At 41.2% G+C, this 23,079-nt stretch carries 18 protein-coding genes and 1 pseudogene (1 of these 19 running past the window's edge); 9 read left to right on the top strand and 10 right to left on the bottom strand.

What is annotated here, in order from left to right:
* Together gppA and rhlB are read right to left on the bottom strand one after the other, a co-directional pair.
* Window positions 1–203 carry the beginning of a guanosine-5'-triphosphate,3'-diphosphate diphosphatase gene (gene gppA / locus L0Z67_RS00805; protein ID WP_062569500.1) on the bottom strand. 1,291 nt of this gene lie to the left of the window's left edge, so only the first 203 of its 1,494 coding nucleotides appear in the window; its start codon is at window positions 201–203; its stop codon lies off the left edge, out of view.
* 44 nt (window positions 204–247) lie between these two features.
* Window positions 248–1,525: an ATP-dependent RNA helicase RhlB gene (gene rhlB, locus L0Z67_RS00800; RefSeq protein WP_062569499.1), complete on the bottom strand. Its 1,278-nt coding sequence runs from the start codon at window positions 1,523–1,525 to the stop codon at window positions 248–250.
* 90 nt (window positions 1,526–1,615) lie between these two features.
* On the opposite strand from rhlB, the gene trxA reads away from it, so the two are divergent.
* The 3 genes from trxA (at window position 1,616) to L0Z67_RS00785 (ending at window position 4,825) form a co-directional block, all read left to right on the top strand.
* Window positions 1,616–1,942: a thioredoxin TrxA gene (gene trxA, locus L0Z67_RS00795; RefSeq protein WP_054554679.1), complete on the top strand. Its 327-nt coding sequence runs from the start codon at window positions 1,616–1,618 to the stop codon at window positions 1,940–1,942.
* Between the two features lie 180 nt (window positions 1,943–2,122).
* Window positions 2,123–3,382, top strand: coding sequence for a transcription termination factor Rho (rho, locus tag L0Z67_RS00790; RefSeq protein ID WP_062569498.1), 1,260 nt, complete (start codon window positions 2,123–2,125; stop codon window positions 3,380–3,382).
* Between the two features lie 186 nt (window positions 3,383–3,568).
* Window positions 3,569–4,825, top strand: coding sequence for a methyl-accepting chemotaxis protein (locus tag L0Z67_RS00785; RefSeq protein WP_062569497.1), 1,257 nt, complete (start codon window positions 3,569–3,571; stop codon window positions 4,823–4,825).
* Here L0Z67_RS00785 and L0Z67_RS00780 read toward each other — a convergent pair.
* Window positions 4,798–7,635 carry a tetratricopeptide repeat protein gene (locus tag L0Z67_RS00780; RefSeq protein ID WP_405128355.1) on the bottom strand — a complete coding sequence of 946 codons (2,838 nt, stop codon included), beginning with the start codon at window positions 7,633–7,635 and terminating at the stop codon, window positions 4,798–4,800. The genes L0Z67_RS00785 and L0Z67_RS00780 overlap by 28 nt on opposite strands.
* 154 nt (window positions 7,636–7,789) lie before the next feature.
* Here L0Z67_RS00780 and L0Z67_RS00775 point away from each other — a divergent pair, with 154 nt between their 5' ends.
* Window positions 7,790–8,374, top strand: a complete 585-nt coding sequence (locus L0Z67_RS00775) for a DNA-J related domain-containing protein (RefSeq protein WP_062569495.1) — start codon at window positions 7,790–7,792, stop codon at window positions 8,372–8,374.
* A gap of 4 nt (window positions 8,375–8,378) precedes the next feature.
* Here L0Z67_RS00775 and dbpA read toward each other — a convergent pair whose 3' ends face one another.
* Entirely contained in the window at window positions 8,379–9,767 is a 1,389-nt protein-coding gene (gene dbpA, locus L0Z67_RS00770) for an ATP-dependent RNA helicase DbpA (RefSeq protein ID WP_130150347.1), read from the bottom strand.
* 193 nt (window positions 9,768–9,960) lie between these two features.
* Here dbpA and L0Z67_RS00765 point away from each other — a divergent pair, with 193 nt between their 5' ends.
* Complete coding sequence (locus L0Z67_RS00765) at window positions 9,961–10,911, top strand: tetratricopeptide repeat protein (RefSeq protein ID WP_062569493.1); 951 nt, start codon at window positions 9,961–9,963, stop codon at window positions 10,909–10,911.
* Window positions 10,912–11,093: 182 nt separating this feature from the next.
* Here the strand turns inward: L0Z67_RS00765 and L0Z67_RS00760 are convergent, their stop codons facing one another.
* Window positions 11,094–11,999, bottom strand: coding sequence for a DUF808 domain-containing protein (locus L0Z67_RS00760; RefSeq protein WP_062569492.1), 906 nt, complete (start codon window positions 11,997–11,999; stop codon window positions 11,094–11,096).
* A gap of 115 nt (window positions 12,000–12,114) precedes the next feature.
* On the opposite strand from L0Z67_RS00760, the gene L0Z67_RS00755 reads away from it, so the two are divergent.
* The 4 genes and pseudogenes from L0Z67_RS00755 to L0Z67_RS00740 all read left to right on the top strand — a co-directional run bounded on the left by L0Z67_RS00755 (window position 12,115) and on the right by L0Z67_RS00740 (window position 15,342).
* Entirely contained in the window at window positions 12,115–12,405 is a 291-nt protein-coding gene (locus tag L0Z67_RS00755; RefSeq protein WP_062569491.1) for an MliC family protein, read from the top strand.
* An 81-nt stretch (window positions 12,406–12,486) separates the two neighbouring features.
* A pseudogene (gene ubiD / locus L0Z67_RS00750) lies at window positions 12,487–13,955 on the top strand (4-hydroxy-3-polyprenylbenzoate decarboxylase).
* A gap of 86 nt (window positions 13,956–14,041) precedes the next feature.
* Entirely contained in the window at window positions 14,042–14,755 is a 714-nt protein-coding gene (gene fre / locus L0Z67_RS00745; RefSeq protein WP_237114682.1) for an NAD(P)H-flavin reductase, read from the top strand.
* Window positions 14,756–14,925: 170 nt separating this feature from the next.
* Window positions 14,926–15,342, top strand: a complete 417-nt coding sequence (locus L0Z67_RS00740; protein WP_062569488.1) for a CBS domain-containing protein — start codon at window positions 14,926–14,928, stop codon at window positions 15,340–15,342.
* 11 nt (window positions 15,343–15,353) lie between these two features.
* Here L0Z67_RS00740 and add read toward each other — a convergent pair whose 3' ends face one another.
* From add to hemC, 5 genes are all read right to left on the bottom strand, one after another.
* Window positions 15,354–16,355, bottom strand: coding sequence for an adenosine deaminase (add, locus tag L0Z67_RS00735; protein WP_237114681.1), 1,002 nt, complete (start codon window positions 16,353–16,355; stop codon window positions 15,354–15,356).
* A 111-nt stretch (window positions 16,356–16,466) separates the two neighbouring features.
* Entirely contained in the window at window positions 16,467–19,157 is a 2,691-nt protein-coding gene (locus L0Z67_RS00730; RefSeq protein WP_062569486.1) for a CHASE domain-containing protein, read from the bottom strand.
* 31 nt (window positions 19,158–19,188) lie between these two features.
* Entirely contained in the window at window positions 19,189–20,298 is a 1,110-nt protein-coding gene (locus tag L0Z67_RS00725; RefSeq protein WP_405128354.1) for a heme biosynthesis HemY N-terminal domain-containing protein, read from the bottom strand.
* Window positions 20,295–22,112: a uroporphyrinogen-III synthase gene (locus L0Z67_RS00720; RefSeq protein ID WP_062569484.1), complete on the bottom strand. Its 1,818-nt coding sequence runs from the start codon at window positions 22,110–22,112 to the stop codon at window positions 20,295–20,297. The genes L0Z67_RS00725 and L0Z67_RS00720 overlap by 4 nt, the downstream gene beginning before the upstream one ends.
* Window position 22,113: 1 nt before the next feature.
* Window positions 22,114–23,052, bottom strand: coding sequence for a hydroxymethylbilane synthase (gene hemC, locus L0Z67_RS00715; RefSeq protein ID WP_062569483.1), 939 nt, complete (start codon window positions 23,050–23,052; stop codon window positions 22,114–22,116).
* Window positions 23,053–23,079: the final 27 nt, after the last annotated feature.

The raw sequence follows: 23,079 nt of genomic DNA, 5'->3' as shown, positions 1-23,079 counted from the left end.
GCTAGGCACTCCCAACCTCGTTGCATGGCTTCTTTGCTAAGCACATTGTTTTCATCAAGCCCAGCAGCCAGCCTCACCTTACGTTTGACTCGACCGATCGTTTGCAGACCGCCAGCGATTGATTTTGCGATTAACATATGAAAACTGTTAGAGCCTAAATCAATAACTGCATACACATTTTTTTGCGGTTGAAGTTGCCCCACCGTTCAAAAACCTCTAGTTACTACTAAGTCTTAAAAACGGCCGTTTATGACGACCGTGATTTTTGGTAACTATTGTTTGGGCGACGTCCGTTGTTATTACGATTACGTGGGCCTGTAGAATAGTTCCGCTTTTTCTGAATAGTAGGCTTAGTTAAATCATCAAGCAATGCACTTTTATCATAATGCGATAATGGAATGCTGTGCTCTATGTACTGTTCAATCTCATGAAGGTTATATGCGTATTGCTCACAAGCAAAACTAATCGCATGGCCTGATGCACCAGCACGGCCGGTACGCCCTATGCGATGTACATAATCTTCACAATCATCTGGTAAATCAAAATTAAATACATGACTTACTTCTGGAATATGTAAACCACGAGCAGCAACGTCTGTTGCCACTAAAAAGTCTAAATCGCCTTTGGTAAATTGAGCCAAAATTGATTGACGTTTTTTCTGGTTCACGTCACCGGTTAGTAATCCAACACGATGGCCATCCGCTTTCATCCATGCATAAACATTTTCACAACTGTGTTTGGTATTTGCAAACACAATTGCTTTATCTGGCCATTCTTCTTCAATTAACGTTAACAGTAACTTAATTTTGTCATCTTGTGATGGATGAAATAGCTCTTCTTGAATACGTTTGCCAGTTTTTACGTCTGGCTCAACTTGTACGTGCTCTGGGTTTGTCATATGCTCAAATGCCAACTCTTGCACGCGATAAGACAAGGTTGCTGAAAACAATAAATTCAAGCGTTCAGATGCTTCTGGCATACGCCTAAACATATAACGAATGTCTTTAATAAATCCTAAATCAAACATCCGATCGGCTTCATCAAGCACCACGACCTCAATTTCGTTCAAGGTGTAACAACCCTGTTTGTAAAGATCGATAAGGCGTCCAGTGGTGCCAATTAAAATATCAACGCCTTTTTCTAATTGTGCACGTTGTTTTTCGTAATCTTCGCCACCATATACTAAACCTAAGTTAAGATTACAGTGTGGCGCTAAAATTTTTGCATCTTTGTGTATCTGAATCGCCAGCTCCCGAGTTGGGGCCATGATCAGGGCTCTTGGATGTTTACTAGATGCTTTGCTAGATTGTAATAACCGATGGCACGTGGCAGTTAAAAACGCCAACGTTTTGCCCGTACCCGTTTGTGCTTGGCCAGCAATATCGCGGCCCTCACAGATAAAAGGTAGGCATTTAGCTTGAATGGGAGTGCAATATTCAAACCCATTTTCGGTTAAACCGGCAACCACTTCCGGTGCGATAGCAAAGTCTGAAAACTTTTTATCGGTCAAATGTGTCTTAGTCATAGCGTTTAAGCATAACGTTTAAACTTGCAATAAGAAACAAGAGTGTTTAAATACGCATTAAATATTTCGCCTAACTTATCGGAGATCGCAATGAGCGAGAAAATTATTCAATTAACTGACGATAGCTTTGAAGCTGACGTACTTCAATCAGACAAACCTGTACTTGTTGATTTTTGGGCTGAATGGTGCGGACCTTGTAAAATGATCGCCCCAATTCTTGACGAAGTAGCGGGTGAATTTGACGGACGTGTGACAGTAGGTAAACTTAATATCGACCAAAATGCAGGTACACCACCTAAATTTGGTATTCGTGGTATCCCTACGTTACTTCTTTTCAAAGATGGTCAAGTCGCAGCGACTAAAGTAGGTGCACTTTCTAAGACTCAATTAGTTGAGTTTTTAGAGAACAACATCTAATTTTGACTGTGAAAAAGGGCTTTTTGCCCTTTTTTTAACTTTATTTTGTTTAAAGACTGGACGCCTAGCTAGTGACCTGCTAGTTTATAAAGCCAACTAATCCTTAGTTATACCAACAAACCTCACTCATGTATCAAACGATGATTTGAGTATGATAATTGTAATAAAGAACCCACCAATATGCATTTACGCGAATTAAAAGACAAGTCGATCAAAGAGCTTGTAAACCTAGCTGAGTCCATGGGGCTCGAAAACGTAGCCCGTTTAAGAAAACAAGACATTATTTTTGCCATTCTAAAAGCACACGCTAAAAGCGGTGAAAACATTTTTGGCGGCGGTGTACTAGAAATCTTACAAGATGGTTTTGGTTTCTTAAGATCATCAGAAGCATCTTATTTAGCAGGCCCAGATGATATTTATGTATCTCCGAGTCAAATCCGCCGATTCAGCATGCGTACTGGTGACTCAATTTCAGGCTTAATTCGTCCGCCAAAAGATGGTGAACGTTACTTCGCACTCCTGAAAGTCAATGAAGTTAACTTCGACAAACCTGAAAACTCACGCACTAAAATCCTTTTTGAAAACCTTACTCCACTTCACGCAAACGAACGTTTACGTATGGAACGTGGTAATGGTAGTACTGAAGACATTACAGCGCGTGTACTTGATTTGGCCTCACCAATTGGTAAAGGCCAACGCGCACTTATCGTTGCACCGCCAAAAGCTGGTAAAACGATGCTTCTACAAAATATTGCACAATCAATCAGTTATAACCAACCTGACTGTGAGCTAATGGTGCTTCTAATCGACGAGCGTCCAGAAGAAGTAACTGAGATGCAACGCCTTGTTAAAGGTGAAGTGATTGCATCAACCTTTGATGAACCAGCAAGCCGACACGTTCAAGTTGCAGAGATGGTTATCGAGAAAGCAAAACGCCTTGTAGAGCACAAAAAAGACGTGGTTATCTTACTTGATTCAATCACTCGTCTTGCACGTGCTTACAATACAGTGATTCCTTCGTCTGGTAAGGTATTAACCGGTGGTGTTGACGCTAATGCATTACACAAACCAAAACGTTTCTTTGGTGCAGCTCGTAACGTAGAAGAAGGTGGTAGTTTAACAATTATCGCAACTGCGCTTATCGATACCGGTTCGAAGATGGACGAAGTTATCTACGAAGAGTTTAAAGGTACAGGTAACATGGAGCTACACTTAAATCGTAAGATTGCTGAAAAGCGTGTTTTCCCTGCGATTGACTTTAACCGCTCAGGTACACGTCGCGAAGAGTTACTAACTAAACCTGATGAACTACAGAAAATGTGGATTTTACGTAAGATAGTTCATGAGATGTCTGAAATAGATGCGATGGAGTTCTTAATTGATAAGCTCTCAATGAGTAAAACCAATGATGAGTTTTTCGACTCAATGAAGCGTAAATAAACGCGGATAGACTTCAAAAAATGCCTGTTTAAAACACAGGCATTTTTTATAACTCACTCTCTGTGCTTTACCTATAATACCAATACACTTAAAAAAGCTATTTTTAGGTCGTATCGATTGGTATAAGTTGGAATATACATTAAAGCTGTTCTATACCTAATAAGATTAAGGGCAAAGGACACTTCAATGATTCGCTTTAAAGTAGCTATAACCCTGTTTGTAATAAGCCTACTTAGTTGTATTGCTAGTTTTTATTTTTTTAATTTTAGCCCTCTTGCCTGCATCACGCTCAGCGCAGCTATTATTTTGCCGTGGCTTGTCATGCTAAGCTTTCTATATATAAATGACAAAAAGCAACGCGACCACTTAATTCATTTTGTCTCAAATATCACCTCTGAAAATGGAATCAACTTTACCTTCAGATTTGATGAAGGTAATAAACACCTCCCCAAAGCATGTCATGCATTAAATGCCAACCTCACAATTGTGGAACATATGCTAAGTGAGATTTATGCATCATCAGCACGATTATTACCAATGGCTGATGCCTTACGAGACACTTATGCCTCTATGACTCAAAAAGCGACTATTCAAAATGCTCATGGTGTTGACCTAGCAAACACGATTGAAAAAACCATTGATGTATCAAGGGAATTAGATACCAGCTTAGAAAAAATTTACCATGCGGTATCCGATGCAACAAACTCAGTTAAGCAGACACGTGTAGATGCAGATAAAAGCCAAGCAAGCCTAATAAAATTAGCAGAAAATATTAATCAAACGAGTGGGCAAATTATTCTGCTAAAAAAAGACAGTGATGCTATAGGCTCTGTGATAGATGTAATCAATGGAATTGCCGAACAAACGAACTTGCTGGCGTTAAACGCAGCGATTGAAGCAGCACGGGCTGGTGAGCAAGGACGAGGCTTTGCTGTTGTTGCAGATGAAGTACGTAACTTGGCAGCCCGCACAAGCCAATCAACGCAAGAAGTACAAGAGATGGTGTCCAAAATTCAACATGGTACTGAACGTGCGGTTCAGCTAATGCAAACGGCATTAAAAGAAACCGAGCAAACAGTTGAGCTATCAGAAGAGTCCACCAAAGAAACCAATAAGATTGAACAAGCGATGCTTGCCATCAATGCGTTATCAGAAAATATCCATGAGCAAGTTGCCATACAAAGTCAGATGTCTGATGAAGCTCAAGCGAGTATTGAGTCAATGGTAGAACTTAATTCAGATGCGCTATCCAGTTCACAGATTCAGGCTGTTTCAAGTCAAGATTTAGTAAAACTAGCACATACATTAGATGAGAAGTTGTCTATCTTTAAAATCACTCACCCGTCAACAGATTTAATACAGCGAGTTGACCGCTCCCGATTTGAAAGCTCCCATAGTAAAGCTATCGAACAAATTCAGGAGGGTGACATTGAGCTATTTTGAGTCTCTGATGCACTGTGCAGCTGATCAAGTAATTGAGCGACTAAACTTGGCAGCTCTATAAGTTGATTATGCTTAAGTGCCAATTCAAGTGCCATCGCGCTGTTGGCAACTTCATCGAGGGCAAACATTTTTGCAGCCCCTCCAATTCGGTGTGCATCTTGTTGTAGATTAAATAAATCTTGCTCTGAGAAATGCAACTGAACTTGTGAAGCTTCATAGTCAAAACTACCAATAAAGCTTGCAACCAAATCGCTCATATCCTGTTGCTCGTCCTTTATATTAATGGCATTTTTACAGTGTTTCGCAAGCTGAGTGTAAAACACTTTTTTGTCTATCGGCTTGGCTAAATAGCCTGTAAAGCCTGCTTTTAAATAGGCTTCAACTTCATGGCTAATAGCATTCGCTGTTAACGCATAAACAGGTTGAGTAAAACCACAATCACGTAACAATTTAAGCGCACTTAACCCATCGAGTACCGGCATTTGAATATCAAGTAAAACAACGTCAGGAAAAGCTTGCAGACACTGTTCAACGGCTTGCTCACCGTTTTCTACAGCAATGACTTCTAATCCCATCGACTCTAAATAACGGTGAATTAATCTACGATTATCAACATGATCTTCCGCTAGGAGTACCTTACCGCTAAGTCCCGAAGATGCTTGCAGATTGCTTACATCATGCTCTATTTTATCCATAGCTGGCATATGCTCTTTGCAGGGTAAGTAAAATGAAAACTCGCTGCCTTTGTTTACTTCACTCTCAACACTTATATAACCACCCATCATCATCGCTAGCTGCTGCGATAAGCTCAGTCCTAATCCCGTTCCGCCAAAACGTCGGCTTATACTATTATCAGCCTGACTAAAACATTCGAAGATCAACTTAAGCTGCTCTTCATTCATACCAATGCCAGTATCTGTTACTCGAAACCATACCCCATGCTGGGATAAGGAAGCATATAACCTCACCTCTCCCTGATGAGTAAACTTGATAGCATTAGCACATAGATTGATCAAAATTTGTTTGATCCGAGTAAAGTCTAAATAACTATAAAATTGCTCACCTAACTCATTATGAAATGTGAACTGCAAGTTTTTATCTATGGCTTGCCCACTTAGCATGGCATGAACATCCGTTGATAATTTAACGAGATCACCTTCTTTTAAGTTTAATTCCAGTTTATTAGCTTCGATTTTACTAATATCAAGTACGTCATTAATAAGCTCTTTTAAGTGCTCACTTTGCTTGTGAATGACACGCAATTCGTCATTGAGAGATTCGGGTTTATAAAGGCCATTCATCAAGTTATCGGTCTGACCTAAAATGGCTGTCAGCGGGGTACGTATTTCATGACTTATATTCGCTAAAAACTGGCTTTTTATTTCATTAGCTTTGCGTAGTTGATCCGCTGTTTTTTCTAACTCTTTAGTGCGCTTAGCAACCATCAGAGACAGCTGCTCTTTTGCTCTTTTTTCTATGCTACGTCGATAAACAGTGACCCCTGTCACCACCAACATTATAAATAGAATAAATAACATAATAGCCAACTGTCGTTGCTTAGACATTTCTAGCTCTTGCACACTTTGCTGTTGTTTTAAATCAAGGATCTCTTGGTTTAGTTGGCTTGCTTGTATTTGACTTTGTAGTTCACCCAAGGATTTCAGCAACTTTTCATTTTTAGCGGTATTCGTGTCGCGCACAAATTGGTCAAACAAGGCCACCGACGCTTTATAATCCCCTTGCCCTGCTTTAATTAATGCACGCATGCCCAAACCGTCAAGAACGCGTAATTCATCCTTAAATTCTTCTGCCATTTTTGTGGAGGCATTAAGGGTTTGCTCTGCCTTTGCTAACTTCCCTTGCAGTAACTCTATTTTCGCAAGCGAAAATAGGCCCGCTAACTCCAAGGACTTATTATCTATCTGCTGGGCAAACTCTACCGCTTTCTCGGCATGACTAATAGCAAGTTCAAGATCGCCTGTGCGCAAGTAAACATTGGCGATATTGCCATGTCGCGATGATAAGTAATAGGCATTATTTGTTGATTGGTAATAGCGTAAAGCTCGCTGATAATAATGTAGTGACAACTGATATTGCCCTAACTCAGAATAAGCGACCCCCATATTGCCATAAGACTGTGCCACTCCATCTTTATCACCTAGCTCTTGATAGATCTCAAGCGTCTCTCGATACATATCAAGTGCTGTACTATAACTCGATAAACGAATATAAATGCCTGCGATATTATGCAAAATATCAGCTTTATCTTGAGCAGTGCCGTATTGCTCAAACAATGTTTTAGCTTGTTTATAGTAATCCAGTGCTTGATGCATATTGAACATATTAAAATAAGCAAGGCCAATATTACTGAGCAAATTTGCTTTAGAAATAGGATCTTTCATATTTTCCGCGACTTTCAAAGCACGTAGGTACGTCGCGACGGCTTGTTGCATTAGACCTTGGTAATAATAGGTGACACCTTGCATTTTCATTGCTAAAAAATACCCCTCAGGATCCGATTCCAAAGTCGTACTTTTCTCAGCCAACTGGTAATGCTCAACGGCAGCAGTAAAATTGCCCTGCTCGAGTGCCAAATCGCCTAGTTGCATATGAATTTCATGCTGTTTTTGTGAACTTAACACAGAAGAAGCCAGCAGTTTTTTTCCTAACTGCAACTTTTCATCCCATTGCTGAGATTGATTAAAACGCTCCAATAATGAAGGGTGGGCATGCGCAATATCGGTAAATAAAAATAAGCCCCAGCAAAAAAACATCAAGTTAATTAAGCCGCTGCGCAATTTTATAAGCATATTGTATATATCCCTAAAAGCTTAGTAGCATAAGCCACTAAAATTAAACCTTGATTAAATGCGCCAACGATTAAAAACACGAGCATGGTTTTAATAACGTTGCTGTGATAGCGTGTATAAAATAAAGATTACACTAAACATCGGCTTACGAACAATGGTTAACCCACTGATTGACGAGATTTTTTGCTTACTTATAAGACAGCCGATTTGGAAAGTTCACACATTAGCAAGCGCCTTATCAGAAACGAATCACATCAAAGCACTCGATGATGACCCGCAAAAAGACTTGTTTAAGCGCAATTTTCTAGTCATGAATGCACTTTATCAGTTGCAATTACAGCTGGTCCCTGACTACCATCTCCGTATCGCTTCGCTGCATATAGAGCTTGTAAATACACCCTCACATACTGCATTACTACAAGCTGAACCTTTAAGGGACTACTACCTAGATTGGCACAATTACGACACATCTAACGATGAAATTGCAGCACTTCTCGATAATTTCTGGCAACATTTTGGTCAGCAAACTTCTGTAAATACCACAAAAAAACTCACTCCCTTACAACACCAAGAAATACGGGAGCGGTGGAATTTAAATACTGAATATTCGTTAAAGGATGTACAAAAACGTTGGCGGCAACTTGCATTAAAACACCACCCAGATAAGCAGGGCTCTGCGGTGGTGTTTAAACAAATACAAGGTGAATATGAGCAACTTAAATTATATTGCTCATTATGATCAGTTAACGAGTGAGGCGACGCGCACGGATTTTACGCTTTTTGATATTGCCTTCTGTTAATTTTCGTAAAGCAGGTTTTGCAGCAACACGCTCAACAGCAATAAAAGCGACATTATCCAGCACATTAATTTTACCAACTTGATGGCCTGCAACCCCTTCTTTACCAGTTAACGCCCCTAAGATATCACCCGCACGAATTTTTTGCTTTTTACCCGCATCAATCATGATGGTTGCCATCGTTGGCTTATAAGCTGGCTTTTCGAGTAAACTAAACGGCGGTAGTGGTTCAGGGTCAAAGTCACGCTCATAGTGGTCACCGATTTGCGCCACCTTGAATTGTTCTGCTTCCCCATATATTGAGCAAGCAATGCCTTTTTTACCTGCTCGCCCAGTACGGCCAACTCGGTGAACATGCGTTTGTGGGTCATGAGCAAGGTGGTAGTTCACCACCATGTCCATATCATTAATATCCAGTCCGCGAGCAGCCACGTCTGTCGCCACTAAAATCGAAGCACTCTTATTCGCAAAGCGAATTAATGTTCGCTCTCTCTCTCGCTGCTCAAGGTCACCATGAAGTGCAACTGCACTGAAGCCCTCAGCAAAAAGGTCATCACAAATCTGTTGCGTTTCTACCTTGGTGTTACAAAAAATCACACAGCTTTCAGGTTGAAACTTCAGTAGCAGTAGCTTTAGTGTATTAAAACGCTGCTTATTGTTATCCAACTTATAAAAGTATTGCTTAATCGTGCTTTTTTCTTGCTCTTCTTCAACCTTGATCATTTCAGGGTTGCTAAGTACTCGCTCAGCAATAGCTGCAATCGACTTTGGATAGGTCGCACTGAATAACAGCGTCTGGCGCTGGGCTGGAATACAGTCAACAATCGCGTCTAACGTATCCTGAAATCCCATATCAAGCATTTGATCGGCTTCATCCAGTACCAATGTCTCGACATCATCTAAACTGAGTGTCCCTTTGCGAATGTGATCATCGACACGGCCAGGTGTGCCCACCACGATGTGAGCACCATGTTCAAGTGAACCTATTTGCGGACCAATAGACACGCCCCCACATAGCGTTAATACCTTTATATTATGAATGCTACGCGCTAGCTTACGTACTTCTTGGGCCACCTGTTCGGCTAATTCACGAGTAGGACATAAGATTAATGATTGAATACGAAAACGTTTTACATTTAGCTTAGCTAATACTCCTAAACTAAATGCAGCTGTTTTACCTGAACCTGTTTTCGCTTGCGCAATGATATCTTTCCCTTGCAAAATCACAGGCAAGCTTTGTGCTTGCACTGGGGTCATTTGTGAATAACCTAAGGTCGATAAATTTTCGACTAACTCTTGCGGTAACGCCAATGATGTAAAAGCAGTTGCTGTCACAGTAAAATTCCACACTTGATAATTGAGGGACATCCTCGAAGATGTAGGTGATCATAGCAGACATTCGCTCTTTTCTCTAAAGCAAAAATAAGTACGACTCTCACCACACCTTCAGTTCATATTTCGTTACAGTTTGCTACTTTATAACTCCCTGTATATGTTCTAACTTAAGGGTATTACCAAGGAAGAAGCTATGTTACTTTTTAATACCGCTGTTGCTGATGTTTTCTATAAACAGGCTACAACTTGCCCTCACTGTCAGAGTAAACATTTTTCACTGATTAATAACAGTAAGCTGCTTCGTTTTACTATTTTACCTGTCGCCCCTTTATCTATTAGTTATCAGCGCCAATGTGATGATTGTGGTCATATAACTGATGTGCCTTGGTACTCTCTGCCCGTTTTAGAGCTCATTTCATTTATAAAGTATTTCATAGGCCTTTTAGTTATTAGCTACCTTTTAACGACGTTTATATTAAGTAGTCAACGTCAGAGCGAAAATGAAATACACTACCTAGAGAAACCAAAACAATTTGATACTTACTTTGTTCTTTCGGAACAATTTACGGGTCAACCCAAACGCGTTAATAACTTAAAAGTCGCCCAGTTAATTGAATTTAATGATAATACAATGACCTTTCGTGTAGGTAACTACACTTATAAATACAATAAAGATATCGAAATTGCGATGCGAACCAGCATGCTGGTACAAGATAATTACTTTGCCAGTAACACAATTACCTTAACAAAACAGCAAGTTCATGACTTTTACCGCGATAACATCATCTATAAGATTTTACGTCCAGAACTTTATAGCCTATTTGGTGGCTTTGTAATGCATCCACCTAAACCTAAACCTCTCTATACAGGTGTAAAGCTTGATAAAAATAACCAGCAAGGGATCACTTACTTTAAGGATGGTCTTTATAAGGAAGCTATTGAGAGCTTTACCCTGTCTGCAGAAGCGGGATATTCATGGGGGCAGCTCAATCTAGCTCAGATGTACCGAGATGGACAAGGCATCCCTCAAGACACAGCTAAAGCAGTTTACTGGTTAAACAAAGCAGCACAACAGAGCAACCCTAAGGCAAAAATTGAACTCGCAGAATTGTGCCTATCTTTCGACTGCACCCATTTAGAATAATCTTTAAAGGTTCACGTAAAATAGTGTTTACAACACTATTGATACAATATAACATAACCATATCATTGCTTGAGTTTAATTAGGTAATTGCTAATTAAACTTGAGTCAGACCCTGCACACTAGCACGCTAACGTTCCCGTGCTACACTCTTGCCGGCGGGGTTATCTCGCCGGCCTTTTCAATTAACTTGTTAATCTACGCCAGCCCTGTAGACACACCACAATTATGAGTCCTGCAAGTATGCCGAGCATGCCATCAAATAGAATGGGCGCAACAAACTCTCCAGCAGCGCCTGCATGTTGCAATGCAAAACGAGTAACGGCTTGCTGAGTATGATGTAGCAACGCAATACCATGCACTAAAATACCACCGCCGACTAAAAACATGGCAATGGTCCCCGCAATAGCTAAGAAGCGCATTAATTTTGGCGCCAATGCAAGTAAAAATTTACCAAGTGATTCCTTTAACTTACTACCACTATTTTCTGCTGTTTGAAGCAAATAAAGTCCCGCATCATCCAGCTTAACGATACCTGCTACTAAGCCATACACGCCAATCGTCATGATCACCGCGATAACACTCAGCACTAACGCTTGATTAAAAAGTGTCGCACCAGCAACAGTACCTAGCGTAATGACGATTATTTCGGCAGAAAGAATAAAGTCGGTACGGATAGCTCCTTTGACCTTCTGCTTTTCGTATTCTCGCAAATCTTGATGTGCCGAGGATGGCTGCTCGGAACTCTCCTTATGGCCGAAGAACTTTTCGACAATTTTTTCAGCCCCTTCAAAACATAAAAATAAACCACCAATCATTAGCAAAGGGGTAATAAGCCAAGGAAGCCATGTACTGATTATTAACGCGGCTGGAACCAGTATCGCTTTATTAACAAAGGAGCCTTTAGCAACAGCCCAAACAACGGGTAATTCACGGTCAGCTGTCACACCAGTGACTTGCTGCGCATTGAGTGCAAGATCGTCGCCAAGCACACCCGCCGTTTTCTTAGTCGCGACTTTACTCATAGTCGCAATATCATCTAAAAGTGTCGTGATATCGTCAAGTAATGTGAGTAAGTTAGTGCCTGCCATAGTCATTCCTTGCCAATTAATTACACTCACAACATAACTTATCTAGTCATTTTCACCAACGGTTAATTTTTCTTTGTTAGGCTTATACTTCATTCAGTAAACAGGGGGTGTCGCAATGATAAAACCACTTCTCTCAGGACTCATTCTCGTTAGCTTATGCGCGTGTGCAAAGCAAAGTGATCCAAATAATTATACATGTGGCGAAGACTCCACAGTGAGCATTGCTGACATTAGCGAAGATGAAGCTGAGCTGTTGTTCAAAGAACAGAGCTTTGTATTAAACCGACAAGTAAGTGCATCAGGTGTTAAATACAGCAATGACACTGTTCTTTTTTGGTCAAAAGGTGCTGAAGCGATGTTCATTTTAAAGGGAAAAAAATATCATTGTGCACTGAACCAATCTTAGCAAAATCTGGTTGCTGAAATTCGCTTAATCACAGGTTTTAAGTATAATGGCGACAGTTTATCCAGCGTTTAAGTAGCCACAATGAAATACAAAGATCTTCGCGAGTTTATCGAGTTATTGGAACAAAAAGGTGAATTAAAACGGATCAAGCAAGAAATCGATCCCTACCTTGAAATGACTGAGATTGCCGACCGTACATTGCGTGCCGAAGGCCCTGCGTTGTTATTCGAAAACCCTAAAGGTCACTCTACCCCTGTATTAGCAAATTTATTTGGTACACCAAAGCGTGTTGCAATGGGCATGGGACAGGATGATGTTAGTGAATTACGTGAAGTAGGCAAACTGCTCGCTTTTTTGAAAGAACCTGAACCACCTAAAGGTATCAAAGAAGCACTCGGACAAATCCCAGTATTTAAGCAAGTGCTAAACATGCCAGCAAAGGAAGTAAAAAAAGCCCCTTGCCAACAAGTGATAGTGGAAGGTGACGATGTTGATTTAACACAGCTTCCAATTCAGCACTGCTGGCCTGGCGATGCAGCACCTTTAATCACATGGGGACTCACTGTCACCAAAGGGGCCTTATAAAAAGCGCCAAAACTTAGGTATTTACCGCCAGCAACTACTTGGCAAAAATAAAATTATTATGCGCTGGTTATCTCATCGTGGTGGAGCCCTCGATTTTAGAGAGTGGTGTAAAGAGCATCCTGGTGAACCTTATCCTGTATCAATAGCGCTTGGGGCTGATCCCGCCACCATATTAGGTGCTGTTACACCAGTGCCTGACACCTTGAGTGAATATGCCTTTGCCGGTCTGTTACGTGGAAGTAAGACAGAGGTCGTTAAATCTATCTCAAATGATTTACAAGTACCCGCAACAGCTGAATTTATTCTTGAAGGCTATATTATGCCGGATGAAACGGCACCTGAAGGCCCCTATGGCGATCACACGGGTTACTATAATGAAGTCGATGAATTTCCAGTGATGACGGTGACTCATATCACACACCGTGAAAACCCAATTTACCATAGTACCTACACAGGTCGTCCACCTGATGAACCTGCCGTTTTAGGTGTCGCATTGAACGAAGTCTTCGTGCCGATCCTACAGAAGCAATTCCCTGAAATTGTTGATTTTTATCTACCACCCGAAGGGCTGCTCTTATCGTATGGCCGTGGTAACTATGAAGAAGCAATACCCAGGCCACGCTAAGCGAGTCATGATGGGGGTGTGGTCTTTCTTACGTCAGTTTATGTATACCAAATTCGTCATTGTTTGCGATGATGATGTCAATGCACGTGATTGGAATGATGTCATCTGGGCAATTACCACACGTATGGATCCTGCGCGTGATACTACAATGATCGAAAATACACCTATCGATTATCTGGATTTTGCATCGCCAGTATCTGGCCTTGGCTCAAAAATGGGGATGGATGCCACCAATAAATGGCCTGGAGAAACAGACCGTGAGTGGGGTGAACCCATTGTAATGAGTCCTGAAATTAAACAACGTGTTGATGAAATATGGGACAGCTTAGATATTCTCTAGCCTGTGTCTATGATAAACTGTTCAAAAATTAACGGTTGTATAAACCTACAACCGCGACATGCGTTTCTGCTTATTAAAGGTAAACTATGCAAACATTACTCGCTGACGTTGTTGCGATCAGCCCGCTTACAGACCATGTACATAAAGTCATTTTGAAACCACAGCAGCCTGTGTCATTCGAGGCAGGCCAATATATGCAACTTGTATTAGGCGAAAAAGATAAGCGTGCCTTTTCAATTGCTAGCCGTCCTTCTCACACAGAGCAAATTGAACTGCATATTGGTGCATCTGGTGCAGACTCATATGCTATGCAAGCACTTGAGCATTTACGCCAAGCACATACTAAGCAGCAGCAAGTAAACATAGAAGTTGGCTTAGGTGTATCGCAACTTCGTGCGGAAGGTGAGCGTCCAATCATTTTACTTGCTGGCGGAACAGGCTTCTCATACGCAAAGTCAATGGCTGATCACCTCGCAGAAATTGGTTGTGAACGCACCGTATTGTTTTACTGGGGTGTTCGCGAACAAGCAGCATTGTATGCTCATGATGAAATGCAAGCATGGGCTAACAGTAATCCACACTTTCAATACATCCCTGTCGTCGAAAATGCATCAGCAAGCTGGACAGGTAAAACAGGCTATGTTCACAAAGCTGTTATGGCAGATATCGTGTCACTCGAACCCTATGATATTTATATGGCAGGTCGTTTTGACATGATTGGTATTGTACGTGATGACTTTATTAATCATGGCGCAATCCGTGAGAATATGTATGCCGACGCATTCGCATTCATCAAGTAAATAAAGACTCAAAAACTCTCACAGGCATTCAATATAGAATGCCTTTTTTATTAATGCCTTCAACGATCTATTTTGTCCAATTAATAATCATCAAATCCATACAAACGATTTCACAAACAGCGTTTCATTGACCATACTTTGTTTAGAATAACGAATGGGGAGAAACCCACATGCTAAACACCAAAGTACAAGATTTCATGCAACGTAAGTTACCGCATATTACGCCAGAAACAGAAATGACTACGGCCATCAGTGAATTACAAAAATTTAAACTTTTGGGTGCGCCTGTTTTTGATGACAAGCAATGTTTGGTCGGCTTTATTTCAGAGCAAGAATTGCTGCAACCTTTAATGCAAAATAGCTATTTCTGCGATGGTGTTGTAAAAGTTAAACAGCTCATGCGCACCGACGTGGTGACTGTCAGTAGTGATCAAAATATTATTGAGCTTGCTGATAACATGAAAACAGGAAAACCCAAAAACTATCCGGTTGTCGAGGGAACGAAAGTGGTCGGTATGATCAGTCGCGGAGATGTGCTCAAAGCATTGTATGAAAATTACCTTTCATGCCAAGAGCACCAAGTATAAATAGCTCGGGATTATCGATTTGCAGCCAGTTGCTGTAATACAGCTTTATCAGTATCGCTTAGGTAGGCTATTTCAAGCGCATTTGCTTGTGCTTTTTCCATATCAGCTTGATTTAAACCAGCAGCAGGAGCAGCAATTTGATATTCGTGCGCAATTTCAATACCTTCTACAGCGGGATCATCGGTATTAATTGACGCTAGAATACCATGATCCAAAAAGGTTTTTAATGGATGGGTAGCAAGTTCGGCTACCGTGCTTGTTTGAATATTACTGGTTAAGCAAGACTCAATACCAATACGGTTGTCACGTAAGTAATCCATAAGCGCAGCATCCTCAATCGCTTTTACACCATGACCAATACGGGTTGCACCCAACTCGTTAATTGCTTGCCAGATACTTTCGCTGCCACGTGCTTCACCGGCGTGAATAGTCGCTGCCAAGTAAGCATTATGCACTTGCTTAAAATGATCAACAAACAACTCTCCTGGGAAGCCCATTTCGTCTCCTGCCAAGTCAACAGCGACTAAGTCATTTTTAAATGCTAATAAGGCATCAAGCTCTTGCTGACAAATTTTAGTACCATAGGTACGCGACATAATACCAATCAGGTTCACTTTAATTGGAGCACCTTGGCAGGCACTTTTAATACCATCGACCACGGCCTCAACAACACCTTCTGGGTGTAACCCTTGGCTCTGAGCCATATAGTAAGGACTAAAACGCAGCTCTACATAATCAAGTTTTTGAGCGATTGCATCTTCAACATTCTCAATAGCAATACGGCGACACGCATCGTAATCCCCGAGTACTTTGACACCCCAATCTAGCTTTTGCAAAAAAGCCACTAGATTTGGCTCAGGGTCTATTACCTGTACATGAGGAATAAGCGCTTTAATGTTATCAGCAGGTAATTCAAGGTTAAACTGACGACCAAGGTCTAAGATCGTTTGTGGGCGAACATTCCCATCAAGGTGACGGTGAATATCAAGCAAAGGGAGTTTGTTATTGATCATAATTAGCACTCAGGTTCAGTAAATTTGCGCGGATCATACGTACCCACGACGATATTTCAAGTTTAGATGATTTTATTTACTTTTTTGAGGTCAAATGTCTGCCTCTTTCTATTAGCGCTGTGTTTGTATAAGTCGCCAAATAGTTTTAAAAAGCTTTTCTGCATCAATCGGTTTCGTTAAATAACCGTTCATACCACATGCAATGCCTTTTTTATAATCATCATCATGGGCATTAGCAGACAAACCAATAATGGGAAGCTCTGTCATCATCAGCTCTTGGCGAATCACTTTGGTCGCTTGCAAGCCATCCATGTTGGGCATTTGAATATCCATAAGCACAACATCATATTTATGTTCGCTGATCATCTTGATCGCTTCATATCCATCCTTCGCGACATCAGGCTTACAGCCTTTGGTTTCTAAAATAGCGCACGCCACATGTTGATTTAATGGATTATCTTCAACCAATAAAATAGCGAGTTCAGCAAATGAAACAGCGCTGATATCAATATCACTTAAATCTTCATTTTCATGTGTGATAGCTTCTAAAGGTGATACTAGGGGCAGGCTGAACGTAAATTGTGCCCCTTGTCCTTCTGAACTAGACAAGGTTATATCCCCGCCCATCAAGTCGATAAGCTTTTTACATATACTTAATCCAAGCCCTGTACCACCAAAGCGGCGTGAGGTCGAACTATCGGCTTGTGAAAATGGCTGAAACAGTGTTTCTTGCACCTCTTTTTTAATCCCTATGCCGGTGTCGATAACACTAAAATATGTCGTATCGTTTTGCTGCCAAATTTTTAGGGTAATGGTTCCTTGGGGGGTAAATTTAACTGCGTTATTCAGCAGATTTAGTAATATTTGTTTCAGTCGAATGGCATCGGTATGAATCACCAGCGGCTGTGTATTATCGTAATCGACAATAAACTGCAATGCACGAGAGTTCAGTTCAAATTGCAGTAAATTACTCATTTCACTGACCAAGTTACAGACATTAATTGGTTCTTGATGCAAGTCTAAGCGACCTGCTTCAATTTTTGAAAAGTCGAGCACATCGTTTAACACTCGCAATAACACATTGAGCGCACTATCAGCTTGCTCAATATAATCACGCGCTTGCTGCCAGTCCTGCTCTTGCAATGCCAAATAATGAAGCCCTTTAATACCGTTGATAGGCGTGCGAATTTCATGGCTCATATTGGCTAAAAATTCACTTTTGATTTGACTCGCTTTATCCGCTTTTAATTTTTCATTACGTAGGCTTTGGGTTTGTTTCGCAACCTGTTGGCGTATTTGTATATTTGTGCCCGTTACTGAAATTAAAAAAATAATTAATAACCAAACAAATAACATGCCTACTATCTGTGCAAACCAATACATAAGCCAAGATGACTGTGCCACTGACTCCGATAACTTTATTTGCCACACCCGTTCGCTAATATGAAAATCAAAATGTGCAATTTGCTTCATCCCAATGCGCCCAGAGTTTGAAATTTCAATAGGGTTTTGAGCATCGCTTACATCATAAAAGCTGGCTTCTATATCGGTCGTTTGATTGTAATTCAGCGTTTGCGCTAAAGTATCTAAATTAATGACTGCCACGACATAACCTTTAAAGCCAACCTGACGATGTAAATCAGCATAAACGGGGTTAAAGAATAAAACCCCACGCTCATTACCATCACCTTGCATTAAACTAATGGGTTCACTAACAGATATATTTTTAGTTAAACGGGAGTTTGTTAGCGCTTCTCTTCGCACTTCACTTGAGGCTAAATCAAACCCTTGAGCTGACTCATTTCCTTGTAGTGGGTGAATATATTGAACAGGAAAATAAATAGCTCGCTGAGAGACGCCTTGCCACTCGCCCGCCGCATTTTTTTCTTTCACATAAAATGATGCCCCTAACTCTTCGCGTAGTGACCTTTGGTAATCAGGTAATTGTGAATGCATCACTTTAGGAGCCCACTCAAAAGCTGCAATTTCGTTACTGTCTTGTAATTGTCGAGAAGTAAAGCGCTTGAACTCTTGAAAGTCGACATCATCACTGCTGGCAAAAAATGTAGCAAGTAAAGCTAGGTGTGATTGTATTTCACTTACTTTGTGCTCTAGGTTGGCTTTAATAGCACTGACCTTCGCTTGTTGTCGCTGATCATCTTTGTCCTTTTTCACACTTGCTGCACCATAAAAGCTAATACAAATGATCAAATAGATAAGCAGTGAAGGAACAATAATCTGCGCCCGCTGTTGCATAAGGTTATAACTAAATGCCGCCAATACAAGTGGTGTGAAAATCAATACACCAATGCTGTCACCTATCCACCAAGCAATAAAATTATTCAGTGCCATATAACTAGGAATAACCTGATTTATTATTAACAGTGCGGTCCCTGTCAATGGCGCAATTAAACAACAAATAGGGCCACCGATAACGAGCCCTTGTACACTGTTTTTAAGAGATGACAACTCAAGCGGTATTTTTACAATATGGGTGATAATGTAGTATGCAGCCCAAGCTTGAAAGGTAGATGCAGCTGTTACGCTAACAGCTTGGAGCATAATCTGCCAATGAAGAATATCGGAAACACGGTCTAGGTGAATCAAATTAACTAAAAAAGCACCAAGAATAATCCCTGCTAAGGCTCGGTTGCGTTGTAGTAGAATACTTGCAAGGGCAATCCCTGCGGGTGGCCACGCTGCAACCGCATAACCATCAATAGCGAGTAACGAATTACTTAAATACCCTGTAAGAAAGTAAGCAAGCGCAATACTTATTGTCAGCGTAAACAAGTTCTTCAAGCCATTTAACTCCTTTTAGGCAAATGGGACTCTATTGATATAACACCAGCGCTTTATCTGGTTGGGCACTTTTACTATAACTAAGCGCAGCCTGCTGAAGGTATTCATGGCGATTATTGGCATTAAGCGCTTTATCAAAAACACGCGCAGCTAAATCGTACTCACCATGGGCATTCGCAAGACAAGCCAAAGCTAAAAGCAACTGAGTATTGTCAGTGTCTTTTTTCAACACATCCTGCAAACTCGCCTGTAATTTTAATGCATCCCCTGCAGCACTAGTTCTTAGAATATGTGCTAAGTCTTTATGCTGCCGCGGATTTTTAATCATTTTAATTAAGCTTAGCTCAATTTTATTTAAATCGCCTGCTTTCGCCATGGCAGTGAAGTAACTAACTTCAGCCAAAGGTTTCAAATTCTTTGCTAATTGCTCAAATCGCTCTGTTAACGTGCTGCTAGATTCTGCGTCAAAATAGCGATTGAATAATTGCTGCCATTCTTTGTCTGTGAGTGCTTTTTTACGAAGTAGACGCGGCATAAAGTCATTGAGTGCAGCCCACTTTTTCTCTTGAACTAATACGTGAGCATACATTTTCAGTTCAAGATTTGATGCTTTTTTATGCTCAGCTAATGCTTTCAAATCAGCAAAAATCGTACTGGTTTCACCACTAGCAATCCACAGATTTGCCACTTTCAGTTGCTTGCTTTGACTAATCTTATCAAGGTAACTAATCGCTTTTTCGGTGTCATTTTCAGCCAGTGCAGCTTTTGCAAGTAAGGCATAACGGACGTCAGCCCACTGCTCAGCGACACTGTTATTATGCAGTGCTAATTCAACTTCAGTGTAATCATTGTTAATAAGACTCCATACACCTTGCTCAATAGCCGCTTGCTTTCGCTCTTCACTGCGCGCAAAAAAGCGATGGCGTGTATGGCTGTACAAAGACCATAAATAACGCACCAGTTTGTAGAGTAAAAACCCAGCACCAGATAGCAAAACGATCAGTGCACAGACGCCCCAAATAGTACCTTCTACGGTCGTTTTATTAAATGAGATTAATACATAGCCTTTTTGATCGATGAAAAAAGGGGCGCTCCCTAAACAGATTGCAATAGCAATTATTAACAGTAAAAAGCGGATCATTGCGCCCACTCCTTCACCTGCTCAGTGCTTTTCAGCGATACATTAGGGTTAAAATCGAGTTGCTCTTTTGAAAGCTCAAGCAAACTCTTCAGAGCAGCTTTAGTCACCGTATCATCTTGCTTGAAATAGTCCTGTACTAAGTCATGCGCAGCATCAACGGCAGTGAAGTAAACGCTACTTTGTTTCGATAACACAGCATCTTGTGCTTGCGCTAGATACAAGCTCAAACGCTGCTTCACTAAATGACGTTCTTGCTCACTTAAAAATGGCGCAACAACCATGTCTTCACGGGTACGCACGGTAACAAAGAAGTCTTTAAATTGTTGCCATGACTTAGCTAAGTTTTGACGCCACTCACTAACATTTTCACTGAGTTTATTTGGGTCTTCTTGACTCACTTCTTCAGGTAAAGAAATCGCGTTAAAAACAAGTTCATCAATATGCTGCGCAACCCCATGTAATTTTAGATAGATAGCTTCAACTGCAACAGGCTCAATGGCATTTAAGGTTTGTAAATCTTGGTGAATTGCCTGACGTATGTTTCCAGTGCCAGGATGCTCTGCCAATAAAGAATCTAAACGTGTTAATACCGCAGCCGCACCTTGATAGTCATGCTCCGCCCAAACCTTAAACTCAGCCATACGCTGTAAACTTGTTACTTCTTGCGGATTTAAGGTATAAGCCTGTTGTTCAGCACGTTTCAATGCAGCGTCTAACTGTTGCTGAGTTTGCTGCACATTTTCACTCAATGCATCAGCTACTTTTTGCTCATTGTTATACAGTGAATGCTGTAATGTTTGCTGCGTACTTTTCACAGCATCAAGTTGCTGTTGTAAACGCTGGTTTTCGGTTGTCAGTTCAATCAATGCACGTGAAGATTGCTGATCACTATTAAGTTTTTGATAAAACTCATAGCCAACCGCAGAAGCAACTACCACGGAGATAAGTAAAGCTAAGCTACCGGTTTTACTAATCCCTTTTTTGTGATGAACCGTTTGCCCAGAGGCCGTCTTACCTGCTTGCGCCTTTTTCGTGGACTCGGCTGCTGGTTTAATTGACTGTTTTAAATCTGATTCACTCATTTTGCTACCTTGCTCATTGATACAGGTGAACATCGCATTATCGCTTGCCCCCGCAGCAATATGTATATGTGTTCTTATTACATTCTTTTGCTGCAAATAATCAGCAATACGTTCACTTGCAACATAAAACTGACGCTTAATTAACCATCCTAACTGTGATTCATTTTGACCATTAAAAATGGCATCCACAGCGGCATTACTTGTAATGACTATACCTTCAACATTAATTGTTTGCCAGTGGTCCATCCACTTGCTAGGTTCACTTTCAATGGCACTGCGTTTATACACAACCAACTGATTTAATAATGCACCGCGCTGCTTCAATGTTTTCGCGATGGTGGTGCGCCCACCTTCGCCTTTCACTAAAACAATATTACTCAGTTCAACATCTTGCAGTGTTTTTAGCTCAAGCAACCCTTCAGAATCATGCTGTTTTGGCACCGCAGCACGACGACCAAACGCCTCATAAACAGCATCGGCAGTTTGCTGCCCAACGGCATATAACTGAGCAGCTTTATTTATAGAAGGAGTGAGGCGAAGCAATGCATGAACCGCATCTTGCGATATAAAAATAATTTTATCTGCATTTTCCAGCGGGGCGAGCTCTTCACTACTCGGCGTTAAGTAGTCAAGGGTCAATACTGGACACTGGGTTGTTTGATAACCCGCCTGCTGAAGCTGAAGAGCAAGTTCAGTGCCTTTACCTGCTGGACGAGTTATCAAAATATGCATATTACGCGTCTCTGTATACGTCAGCTAAGATTTTATCAGCACCTTGAGCAAGTAACTTTTCGGCAAGTTCAATGCCTAGTTTCTGTGCGTCAGCGACTGGGCCAGTTACTTCGTCACGGAGCATTTGGCTACCATCAACCGCCCCCACTAGACCACGTAAATGAACCTGCTCCCCGTCAACAAGTGCAAATGCGCCAATAGGTACCTGACAACCACCTTCTAAACGTCGATTCATCGCACGTTCTGCATTAACACGAATACGTGTTTCAGTATGCTCAAGGGGAGCGAGTAGGGCTTTGGTCACTTCATCGTCAATACGACACTCTATGCCTACTGCACCTTGGCCGTTTGCAGGCAGAGATACTTCCGGCTCAATAAATGCGGCAATGCGCTCAGGCATTTCCAGACGAATTAGACCCGCAGCAGCAAGAATAATCGCATCATATTGGCCGTTATCAAGCTTTGCCAAGCGCGTATTGACGTTACCACGTAAATCGTGAATAACAAGGTCTGGACGGGCTTCGCGAATTTGACACTGACGTCGAAGACTTGATGTGCCCACAATCGCGCCTTGTGGCAATTCATCTAAGCTTTTGTAATTATTTGATACAAACGCATCGCGAGGATCTTCGCGCTCACAAATAGTATTAAGTTCTAGACCATCCGGAAACTCAACCGGCACATCTTTCATTGAGTGAACAGCGATATCCGCTCGTCCATCTAACATGGCCTGCTCAAGTTCTTTAACAAATAAACCTTTACCACCAATCTTGGCAAGTGGTGTATCAAGGATAATATCTCCCTGCGTTGACATGGGAACAAGCTCAACGGTGACATCATCATGAAAGTGCTCAAGTTGAGCTTTTACAAATTCAGCTTGCCATAAAGCGAGTGCGCTTTTACGGGTCGCAATGCGAACGTATTTTGTTGTCTGAGTCATGAAAAATCCAATTATTTACTAAGCTGA

It is taken from the genome of Pseudoalteromonas sp. PB2-1 (assembly GCF_045040605.1).
GTDB classification, from domain to species: domain Bacteria; phylum Pseudomonadota; class Gammaproteobacteria; order Enterobacterales; family Alteromonadaceae; genus Pseudoalteromonas; species Pseudoalteromonas arabiensis.
The sequence above is the reverse complement of the archived record's forward strand: the minus strand, read 5'-3'. Positions and strand labels throughout refer to the sequence as shown.

What these genes read in the sequence shown, in the direction of transcription:
- rhlB (WP_062569499.1), bottom strand. Translation starts at nt 1,525, where the DNA reads ATGACTAAGACACATTTGACCGATAAAAAGTTTTCAGACTTTGCTATC.
- trxA (WP_054554679.1), top strand. Translation starts at nt 1,616, where the DNA reads ATGAGCGAGAAAATTATTCAATTAACTGACGATAGCTTTGAAGCTGAC.
- rho (WP_062569498.1), top strand. Translation starts at nt 2,123, where the DNA reads ATGCATTTACGCGAATTAAAAGACAAGTCGATCAAAGAGCTTGTAAAC.
- L0Z67_RS00785 (WP_062569497.1), top strand. Translation starts at nt 3,569, where the DNA reads ATGATTCGCTTTAAAGTAGCTATAACCCTGTTTGTAATAAGCCTACTT.
- L0Z67_RS00780 (WP_405128355.1), bottom strand. Translation starts at nt 7,635, where the DNA reads ATGCTTATAAAATTGCGCAGCGGCTTAATTAACTTGATGTTTTTTTGC.
- L0Z67_RS00775 (WP_062569495.1), top strand. Translation starts at nt 7,790, where the DNA reads ATGGTTAACCCACTGATTGACGAGATTTTTTGCTTACTTATAAGACAG.
- L0Z67_RS00765 (WP_062569493.1), top strand. Translation starts at nt 9,961, where the DNA reads ATGTTACTTTTTAATACCGCTGTTGCTGATGTTTTCTATAAACAGGCT.
- L0Z67_RS00760 (WP_062569492.1), bottom strand. Translation starts at nt 11,999, where the DNA reads ATGGCAGGCACTAACTTACTCACATTACTTGACGATATCACGACACTT.
- L0Z67_RS00755 (WP_062569491.1), top strand. Translation starts at nt 12,115, where the DNA reads ATGATAAAACCACTTCTCTCAGGACTCATTCTCGTTAGCTTATGCGCG.
- fre (WP_237114682.1), top strand. Translation starts at nt 14,042, where the DNA reads ATGCAAACATTACTCGCTGACGTTGTTGCGATCAGCCCGCTTACAGAC.
- L0Z67_RS00740 (WP_062569488.1), top strand. Translation starts at nt 14,926, where the DNA reads ATGCTAAACACCAAAGTACAAGATTTCATGCAACGTAAGTTACCGCAT.
- add (WP_237114681.1), bottom strand. Translation starts at nt 16,355, where the DNA reads ATGATCAATAACAAACTCCCTTTGCTTGATATTCACCGTCACCTTGAT.
- L0Z67_RS00725 (WP_405128354.1), bottom strand. Translation starts at nt 20,298, where the DNA reads ATGATCCGCTTTTTACTGTTAATAATTGCTATTGCAATCTGTTTAGGG.
- L0Z67_RS00720 (WP_062569484.1), bottom strand. Translation starts at nt 22,112, where the DNA reads ATGCATATTTTGATAACTCGTCCAGCAGGTAAAGGCACTGAACTTGCT.
- hemC (WP_062569483.1), bottom strand. Translation starts at nt 23,052, where the DNA reads ATGACTCAGACAACAAAATACGTTCGCATTGCGACCCGTAAAAGCGCA.